This window comes from Neisseria sp. Marseille-Q2251 (assembly GCF_940793045.1).
GTDB lineage: Bacteria > Pseudomonadota > Gammaproteobacteria > Burkholderiales > Neisseriaceae > Neisseria.
Genome location: NZ_CALNWV010000075.1, coordinates 1 through 4359, shown reverse-complemented (window position 1 = coordinate 4359; position 4359 = coordinate 1). Strand labels below are relative to the sequence as shown.

At 52.2% G+C, this 4359-nt stretch carries 4 protein-coding genes and 1 pseudogene; 2 read left to right on the top strand and 3 right to left on the bottom strand.

The features are described 5' to 3' along the window. Together AAG834_RS13520 and AAG834_RS13515 are read right to left on the bottom strand one after the other, a co-directional pair. Positions 1–973: TonB-dependent receptor plug domain-containing protein (locus tag AAG834_RS13520; protein WP_342032427.1), on the bottom strand; the 973-nt coding region annotated here is incomplete at its 3' end. Between the two features lie 209 nt (positions 974–1182). Further along, positions 1183–1542 (bottom strand): annotated as a pseudogene (locus tag AAG834_RS13515) (IS630 family transposase); the annotation flags it as partial. A gap of 159 nt (positions 1543–1701) precedes the next feature. On the opposite strand from AAG834_RS13515, the gene AAG834_RS13510 reads away from it, so the two are divergent. Continuing rightward, complete coding sequence (locus AAG834_RS13510) at positions 1702–2394, top strand: aspartate/glutamate racemase family protein (protein WP_107918597.1); 693 nt, start codon at positions 1702–1704, stop codon at positions 2392–2394. A 106-nt stretch (positions 2395–2500) separates the two neighbouring features. After that, a complete protein-coding gene (locus AAG834_RS13505; RefSeq protein WP_342032426.1) occupies positions 2501–3613 on the top strand; it encodes an ABC transporter permease in 1113 nt (370 codons plus the stop codon). Positions 3614–4275: 662 nt separating this feature from the next. Here AAG834_RS13505 and AAG834_RS13890 read toward each other — a convergent pair. Then, the coding region (locus AAG834_RS13890) for an IS3 family transposase (protein ID WP_159069413.1) at positions 4276–4359 on the bottom strand (84 nt) is incomplete at its 5' end.

The following is a 4359-nucleotide window of genomic DNA, read 5'->3' as shown; positions in this document are numbered from 1 at the left end:
GGCCGATGGGAACGCCGCCTTGAGCCGTGCCGGAGGCATGGGCTTTCGGGGAAGGCGCGCCTTTAGGCGGCTTGGTGTCGTCGGTGTTGATTTGGAAGACGTTGGCGTCGATTTTGTCGAGGAAGCCGACGTTGCGGCCGCGGTATTCCAGATTGTAGGTCTGCTCTTTTTGATAAGTGCCGTCCACGCCGATGTAGCTGTCAACGTTTTGGAACTCGGCTTTGTCGGTGCGGTTGCCTTTTTGGTATTCCTGACGGTAGGTCAGGCGGATGCCGTGGTCGTCGTTGAAGTCGTAGCCGAGTTTGGCGAGGTAGCTGTGTTGTTTCAGACGACTGCCGCGGTTGACATTGCCGTTGCCGTCTTTGTAGTCGCGGTTGTTGAGGAAGTTGCCTGCAAACAGGGCATCGAAGCCGTTTTGATAGCCGTAAACCGCCGCGTTGCCGGTTGAACCTTTATTGCTGCTCAAGCCCGCGCCGAGTTTGAAGCCGAAAGGTTTGCCGTCGGTCAGCAGGTCTTTCGCGTCAACCGTCGTTACGCGGATGGTACCGCCGACCGCGCCCAAACCCGCGCTCGCCGCGCCTGTGCCTTTTTCGACGTTGATGCTTTTCACCAAAGCGGGGTCAAGCTGGAAGCGGCTTTGGTGGTGGAAGATTTTGGTGGATTGGCTGGTGCCGTCCACTTCCAAATTAATCTTGTCTTCGCCGACGCCGCGGATGCTGTAAAACTGCGCCACGCCGTTGCCGCCGCCGACATCCATGCCGATTTGGTCTTTCATGACTTGTTTCAAATCGGTCGAGGTTTCGCGGTCAAGCTGGTTGCGGGTAACGCGGGTCGGTACGGCAGTACCGGTAACGACGACTTCTTTCAATTCGGCTGTCGCTTCGGGCTTGATATTTTCAGCGTGGGCAAAGCCTGAAGACAGTGCCAGCACCATGATGCTGAAACGGAAAGCGGGGGACTGGGGAGATTTCATAATTCTTCCTCTAGACGGGTTTTGATGGGTTACATTGATTTGAGAGCACGTATTCTAATATTAATTAATAATAATTTGCAAGTAATATTATTTGTTAAGATAATGTTAATCATATAGTCATAATTTCAGAGATTGGGATTTGCTGATGTGTTTTAGCCAAACCTGATGGCAGGCGGATTTTCGGAAGGGTAGGGGAAACCTGTGTATAGTTAATTAAAATCAAAATAGGACAGTAGTGCATCGTCAAATCGGGCGTAATCAGACAAAACGGTTCGCAGATACCGTTTAATATTCGCCCACACCTTCTCAATCGGGTTGAGCTCAGGTGAATAAGGTGCAAGAGGCAATACCTTATGTCCTAATTTTTCCGCCATTTCCCGTAAGACACCCATACGGTGAAATCGTGCATTATCTAAAATAATCACCGATTTTTGAGTCAATGCGGGCAGTAGGCATTTCTGAAACCACGCTTCAAAAAAGACCCCGGTCATCGTATTTTGATAAACCATCGGAGCAATCAGCCGGTTGCCGACTTGTGCGGACACCAGAGATAAGCGTTGGTAGACCTTCAAAGTTGAGTATTGTACCATTTTGTTTTTAATTGACTATAAAATTGCAATGATACGGCGTTGCCAACGCCTTTATGTACTACCCGTACACGGCGGGCGTTGCCGCCTTGTCTCATTTTTATTTTAATCCACTATATTTATTAAATTTCAGGAGAAAACATGAAAACCATAGGCATCATCGGCGGTATGAGTCCCGAAAGCACCGTGCTCTACTACCAAATCATCAACCGCGAAACCAACCGCCGTTTGGGCGGCAACCGCAGTGCCAAAATCCTGCTCGACAGCGTGGATTTTGAAGAAATCGTCCGTTTGCAGAAAAGCGGCGATTGGGCGGCGGCGGGAAACGTGTTGGCGCAAAGCGCGCGGAAGCTCGAAGCGGCCGGCGCGGATTTTTTGCTGCTCGCCACCAACACCATGCACAAAGTCGCCCCCGCCATCGAACAGGCGGCCGGCATCCCCTTGCTGCACGTCGTTGATGCCACCGCCGCCGCCATCAAACGGCAGGGCTTGTCCGCCGTCGGCCTGCTCGGCACGCGCTTTACCATGAGCGACGGTTTTTATACGGAGCGCATGGGTTCGCAGGGCGTACAAACCATAACTCCGACCGCCGCCGAACAAGACGAAATCCACCGCATTATTTTTGACGAACTGTGCCTGAACCGCATCCGCCCCGAATCCGCCCGCTACTTTTACGACGTGATAGGTCGTCTGAAAAACGAAGGCGCGCAGGGCGTGATACTCGGCTGCACTGAAATCTGCCTGCTCGTAAACGAAACCGACAGCCCGCTGCCCGTGTTCGACAGCACTGCCATCCATGCGCTTGCGGCAGTGGATGCGGCGCTGGCGGAGTAACGCAGCAAATGCCGTTTTGTTTAAAGGAACAGGCTGTAAAGCCGAAAAACAGCCGGACAATTTTTCAGACGGCCTTTGAGAAAGCAAGCTATCAACAGGAATCCCCATGCGTACCCTGAAAAACATTCTGACCCTGATGCTCAAAGAGTTCCGCAGCGTGCTGACTGATCCGGTGCTGATGGTGCTGATTGTGTACATCTTCACCGCCACGATTTATCAGATGGCGCAGGTCGGGGCGGATTTGAAAAACGCCACTGTCGGCATCATCGACCAAGACCGTTCGGTTTTGTCCATGCGTATCCGCGATGCCGTGCAACATCCGTTTTTCAAACCGGTAGAGGACGTGCGGCGCGAGGATTCGGACGAATTGATGGATAAGGGCGAGTTCACCTTTATTTTGGAAGTGCCGCCCAATTTTCAGCGCGACATGGCGGCAGGGCGCAATCCTGATTTGCAGCTTTTGGTTGATGCGACGTCGATGACGCAGGCGGGGGTGGGCGCGTCTTATCTTTCGCAAATTATCAACCGCGAAATTTACGAATTCACCGGCGTGACGCGGCCGGAGTTAATCAACCCCGTCATCAATACTTATTACAATCCCAACGGCGAGAGCGCGTGGTTTATGCCGACTTCGCAAATCGGTTCGATGTCGTGTATGTTGCTGATTTTATTGACGGGGGCGGCGGTTATCCGCGAACGCGAACGCGGCACAATCGAGCATTTGCTGGTGATGCCGGTCAATGCGTTCGAACTGATGATGGGCAAAGTGCTGGCAAATGCCGCCGTGATTTGGGTGGCGGCGTTGTCGTCGCTGTGGTTTATCGTGCATTTGAGCATAGGCGTGCCGCTCATCGGCTCGGTGCCGCTTTATGCGGTAGGGCTGGCGTTGTTCCTGTTTTCGGTGGCGTCGCTGGGCATCATGATTGCCACGTTCGCATCGACGATGGGACAGTTCGGTATGCTGATGCTGCCGGTGTATATCGTGATGAACCTGTTTGCCGGCGGCGCATCCCCGCGCAGCAACATGCCGCACGCGGCGCAACTGATCAGCGAATATTGGCCGCTGACGCAGTTCGTCAAATTCTCGCAAGACATCCTGTTCCGCGGCGCAGGGATTGAAATCGTGTGGGGACATATGCTGATCATGGGCTGTATCGGCGTAGGATTCTTGTGGCTGGCATTGTTGCGGTTTCAAGGGATGTTGGAGAGACAGAATTGACGAGATCTTCCCGCCAAGGATTGCTATAGTGGATTAAATTTAAATCAGGACAAGGCGACGAAGCCGCAGACAGTACAGATAGTACGGCAAGGCGAGGCAACACCGTACTGGTTTAAATTTAATCCACTATAAAAAGCAAACCTGACGGTTTGCTGCCCTCTCCCACGGGGAGAGGGGATTGAGGATGCTGAAACCCAACCATGTTTTGGATTTCAGTCAATTTGTACCTTCTTCCCGTGGGGAGAGAGATTAAGGATACTGAAACCCAGCCATTTTTGGATTTTCAGCCAATTTTGTTCCCTCTCCCCGTGGGAGAGGGGATTGAGGATACTGAACCCCAACCATGTTTGGGATTCCCAGCTAATTTGTCCCTTCCTCCCGTGGGGGAGGGAGTTGAGAATACGGAACCCCAACCGTGTTTGGGATTTCCAGCCAATTTGTCCCCTCTCCCCGCGGGAGAGGGTTAGGGAGAGGGCGGTAAGCCGCAGGCTTACATTCAGGTTTCGCAAAAAATCTTCTGAAAGTTCTCTCCAACAGGAGATCGCACATTCTGAAGACGTTGCGGCAAATTTTATTTGTGTGCAAGATAAACGAAAGGTCGTCTGAAAACCAAAATTCTGTTTGAACTGGCCCCCAAATCTTGGACACTCATAAAAGCCTATTCAGGCGCTCTGTGCAAGCTGGGTTCTGTATGCGACAGGACTCAGCTTTTTCAATTTCAAACTGCAACGCTCCCGGTTGTAGTA

Bases quoted from the DNA above. Each gene is read 5' to 3' on its own strand.
- AAG834_RS13505 (WP_342032426.1), top strand. From the start codon at position 2,501: ATGCGTACCCTGAAAAACATTCTGACCCTGATGCTCAAAGAGTTCCGC.
- AAG834_RS13510 (WP_107918597.1), top strand. From the start codon at position 1,702: ATGAAAACCATAGGCATCATCGGCGGTATGAGTCCCGAAAGCACCGTG.